Raw genomic sequence first — 4,749 nt, forward strand, 5'->3', positions numbered from 1 at the left:
TGGGTAGTGCGAGAGCCCCCATCGCGCGCAAGCGCGCTCCCACAAGTTGGTCCCACAAGTTGGTCAGCGTCAGGCCGAAACCTTCACCGTTTCCATCTCGGTCGTCTGGCGATAACTACGCACGCCCTTCGACGAATATTCTTCGATCACCGACTTCACCGCGCGCTTCGCCGACGGCACGTACCAGTACGCGCGGTAGATCCGGCCAGATGCCTGGTGCGGCGGCTGCGCCACGCTAAGCGTGCTCGTCGCGCCATTTCCCGCCGTGCCGACCGAGCGGTTGCTCGACGAACTCATGCCGGTCGTCATGCCACTCCACGTCCCTTCGGCTTCCACTTTCAGCGCGTGGAACTTGCCCGCGGGCACCTCGATGTCTTCCCAACCAACGACCACGTAGTGCGCCGTCCAGGTTTCGGTCGAGTACATCGGATTCGGGTTGTTCGCGGAGTACGTCACGTCCCACGACTTGCCTTCCTTCAGCGGGAACGTAAAGGGCTTTTCGATCACCACCGGCTTGCCACCCGTCTCATGCGAATGGCTCCAGTCCGTTCCGACGAGCTCTTCAGTCGGCGGCGTGGTCGCCCCGGTAGGCGACATGTCGATGTACATGGCGGTATCGCTGACCCGCTCCACCTTGCTGTCGACGTCGTGTCGCTCGAACTGCTGGCCCTTCTCGGTAGTGACGCGATACGTCCACGCATCACCCGCCACGAGGTGAGGTGCATCGACACTCTCGGCGTGGATAGCGGGCACGACAAAGAGCAGGCCGAGAACAAGCGGCAAACGGTACATATGCATTTTCCCCTGGTGTGGTGGTCCATTCCCCGGGGAAGTTTAGCGCCCGGACGGGCGGCTGACCTAGAGCCGCAAGAACCTGCGAGCCACTGACTCGCCGCGGCTGCGGTGCGGTCGCGTTCTTATTCGTTTGCCGACAATTAGAGTCCAACTTGCCGAAGAAGCGTTGCATGCATAACCCCTCTCCGTTGCCGGCAAGAAACACGGGATGAAAGTTATATTTGGACATCCAAATGGCTTCGTTAAGTTCCTCAAGCGTATAGGGATCACCCATTAGGCTGCCTGTTGAAGCTTCCGGCACCCCAGCGCGCGCCGTGACCAGGCTATGCTCGTGGCTGTTATGCCACGCAACTGCGGCATATGCGGTCACGGCGTACAAGCCAGCCGCCGGCACGATTGTGCGGGAGATAACGAAGGCCGAGGCTTCGAGCAATTCTGTGTCCCATAGAGGGTAGCCGCGGCAACGACGGGATCAATTCGCGAAATTAAAAGAACGGGTGACGCTGTTGTACTGAAATGCGCAGGGTCGAGCGCCGCCCAGAACGATCTTTTAGGTAGTGCGCAAGCCGGCGAACCTGCTCAGGAGCGCGATGCCTACCGGCCTAGATGGTCAAGCTCTGGAGGCCGCAGTAATAACGCAAAAGAAGGCCACATTTGCGCGTTTCTATAACTTGCAGGCACCTTCGATGCGCGGGAGAGTCCAATGATTATCTCGCTGATAGCCTGTCAGACTGATGCCGGCTACATAGGCGATGGTCTCGGGACCCTTCTCGAAACGTATATTCAGGCGTTCGTTCGTATCGGCAGTACGAACAAAAATGTACTCCCCGCTTCGCCCATACGGATCGATGCTTCCGATTCTCCGAAAGCCCAGCTTGCTCATAGTTTTTTCAACACTCTCAAGAGACAGTTGACCCTCCGGATCCGGGCCAGTGACGCTCAGCTCGGACCGGTAGCCTGTCACCATGGTGACGCGCGGATCTTCAATCCATGCCGATGTCTTGCCTGCCTCATACCGTGACGTCGTCAGTCGAGTCCCCCAGCTCAGGCCGTCAGCCGACGAGAATGCTTCCATCGATGTCCAGTGATCGATAGCGATCGGCGCCTTCTCGGAAGGGAGATGAAACATCGACCGCCATGCCACGGAATCTACGAAGCCGTGCGCATTTGCAATTAGCGGACACAGGCTGCGCCACACGCCTGCGTAGCCTCCTGGGACGCCTTCAGCCTGTGATATTGCAGGAAATGCACCAAGCCCGAGTAGGCTCAGCAATGCGCTAAGATGAAGTAAGCATCGTTGCTTCATACGGAATTCCTTGAATGCTCGATCGCATAGCGGGAGTGTAGCGTGCCGTAGACACGCTACCCCGCGGCTTATGCGGCGACAGCCAGATGAATATGAGATTGCTCGCTCTGCGAGTGCACCATGCTCTCGCCCCCGGAGCCATCTCCGCTACCTAGGAACGCAGCCACGCCGTGTATAAGCAGATTGGCTTGCGGTCCGGCGCGAAGACCTGCGCCAGTTGGCGCTTGCGGCGGGTTGTATCCGCCATGGGGCGACATCTATCACGTGTTCGATGGGAGGTGGCTGGATGTAGGGATTCCCTGACAGAAAGCGACGCGCAAGTGTGCTTGATGCTGGGTCATGGCTACATTTCGTATCCACGCCGCCCCTGGGCTGGCACCGCAGCGTGCAAAAAAGGCAGCGCATCACTGCGCTGCCTTCTCTGACGAGGGGTTATCACGCCAGTTCGTATGCGAACTGGTCGTTGAATTCATTTAGGCCAGCTCGTAACCGAACTGGTCCTTGAACTCCGTGGCGAACTGCTCGTACGTGAAGTACTGGTTCTGCGTGCCCGGGTGTTCGACCTTCAGCGCGCCCATCAGCGATGCCATGCGGCCGATGGTCGGCCAGTCGTAGCCCTTCATGATGCCGAAGATCAGGCCTGCGCGATACGCATCGCCGCAGCCGGTCGGGTCGACGACCTGGCGCTCGCGCGCCGGCGGGATGGTGATGGTTTCACCGCCTGCGTGGATGATCGAACCGCGCGGACCGACGGTGACGATGTACGCCTTCACCTTCGAAGCGATGGTCGCCGCGTCCCAACCGGTGCGCTGCTGCAGCAGCTGCGACTCGTAGTCGTTGACGATGACGTAGGTGGCCTTCTCGATCATGGCGCGGAACTCATCGCCATTGAACAGCGGCATGGCCTGGCCCGGATCGAAGATGAAAGGCACGCCGCGCGCAGCGAACTCATCCACGTGCTGCAGCATGGCTTCGCGGCCATCCGGCGCAACGATACCGAACTGGTAATCCGGGATATCACGCACGTGGTTGTCGTGCGCGTTCGACATGGCACCCGGGTGGAACGCCGTGATCTGGTTGTTATCCAGGTCGGTCGTGATGAAGCACTGCGGGGTGAACATGTCGTCGTACTGGCGCACGCCATCGAGGCGGATGCCGTGCTTTTCCATGTGCGCGCGGTACGGTGCGAAATCCTGGCCGACGGTAGCGACCGGCATCGGCTCGCCGCCGAGCAGCTTCAGGTTGTAAGCGATGTTGCCGGCGCAGCCGCCGAACTCGCGGCGCATCGCCGGAACCAGGAACGACACGTTCAGGATATGCACCTGATCGGGAATGATGTGGTTCTTGAACTGGTCCTGGAACACCATGATGGTGTCATAGGCAAGCGATCCGCAGATTACGGCAGTCATCGTGTAAGCAACCCTGAAGAATATGTTGTTGTAGGAGCCCACCTTGTGGGCGACATCTTTCGCGACGTGCGCCACAGGGCCTGCGGCGTTTTCGCGAACGGCGTCGCCCACAGGGTGGGCTCCTACGAGGGCGGTCATGGCCGCCGATTATTTCCGTCCGGAACGAGTCCCGGCAACCCGGCGGATAGTACCCAAAAACCCCCTCCCGGCGCGACTCCCCATTTGCGTACAGATTTACGGGATCGGTACAGCATCCGCTCTTATCATTCAGACTTACAAGGCTTTCTTAACTTCTCCGCCCTTGCGCCCCAAGGGGTCGCAATCTAGACTCCCGTGCTTACTTTTTCCGGCTATCGGGCGCCTGCCGCATCATGTTTAAGAAGTTCCGCGGTCTCTTTTCGAACGACATCTCCATCGATCTCGGCACGGCCAATACGCTCATTTATGTGCGTGGGCAGGGCATCGTCCTGAACGAGCCGTCGGTCGTCGCCATCCGCCAGGACCGTGGTCCGGGCGGCCCGCGCGCGGTTGCCGCGGTGGGTGGCGATGCCAAGCGCATGCTCGGCCGTACCCCGGGCAATATCGCCACGGTGCGCCCCATGAAGGACGGCGTCATCGCCGACTTCACCATGACCGAGGCGATGCTCCAGCACTTCATCAAGCAGGTGCACCGCTCGCGCATGCTGCGTCCGAGCCCGCGCGTGCTGGTCTGCGTGCCCTGCGGCTCCACGCAGGTCGAGCGCCGCGCCATCAAGGAATCGGCCGAAGGCGCCGGTGCCCGTGACGTCTTCCTGATCGAAGAGCCGATGGCCGCTGCGATCGGCGCCGGCATCCCAGTGCACGAGGCCCGTGGCTCCATGGTCCTCGATATCGGCGGCGGCACCTCCGAGGTGGCCGTCATCTCGCTCAACGGCATCGTCTACTCGCAGTCGGTCCGCGTGGGCGGCGATCGCTTCGACGAGGCCATCATCAACTACGTGCGCCGCAACCACGGCACCCTCATCGGCGAATCCACCGCCGAGCGGATCAAGCTGGAAATCGGCTGCGCCTTCCCGCAGAGCGAAGTCCGCGAGATCGAGATCTCCGGCCGTAACCTCGCCGAGGGCGTGCCGCGCATGTTCACGATCAACTCCAACGAGGTGCTCGAAGCCCTCCACGAGCCGCTTTCCGGCATCGTGGCGGCCGTCAAGGCCGCGCTGGAACAGACTCCGCCGGAGCTCTGCTCCGACGTCGCCGAGC

4 protein-coding genes are annotated in these 4,749 nt (G+C 61.0%); 1 reads left to right on the forward strand and 3 read right to left on the reverse strand.

Annotated features, from left to right (window positions below):
• Positions 1 to 69: 69 nt before the first annotated feature.
• The 3 genes from ACTHLF_RS04030 to ACTHLF_RS04040 all read right to left on the reverse strand — a co-directional run bounded on the left by ACTHLF_RS04030 (position 70) and on the right by ACTHLF_RS04040 (position 3,510).
• Entirely contained in the window at positions 70 to 792 is a 723-nt protein-coding gene (locus tag ACTHLF_RS04030) for a hypothetical protein (RefSeq protein ID WP_440325086.1), read from the reverse strand.
• A gap of 667 nt (positions 793 to 1,459) precedes the next feature.
• Positions 1,460 to 2,101 carry a hypothetical protein gene (locus ACTHLF_RS04035; protein WP_440325088.1) on the reverse strand — a complete coding sequence of 214 codons (642 nt, stop codon included), beginning with the start codon at positions 2,099 to 2,101 and terminating at the stop codon, positions 1,460 to 1,462.
• A gap of 473 nt (positions 2,102 to 2,574) precedes the next feature.
• Positions 2,575 to 3,510: a carbohydrate kinase family protein gene (locus tag ACTHLF_RS04040; protein ID WP_440325090.1), complete on the reverse strand. Its 936-nt coding sequence runs from the start codon at positions 3,508 to 3,510 to the stop codon at positions 2,575 to 2,577.
• A 371-nt stretch (positions 3,511 to 3,881) separates the two neighbouring features.
• Between ACTHLF_RS04040 and ACTHLF_RS04045 the strand changes: the two genes are divergently transcribed.
• A partial coding sequence (locus tag ACTHLF_RS04045; protein WP_440325092.1) for a rod shape-determining protein occupies positions 3,882 to 4,749 on the forward strand: 868 nt, incomplete at its 3' end.

The organism is Luteibacter sp., assembly GCF_051958795.1.
GTDB lineage: Bacteria > Pseudomonadota > Gammaproteobacteria > Xanthomonadales > Rhodanobacteraceae > Luteibacter.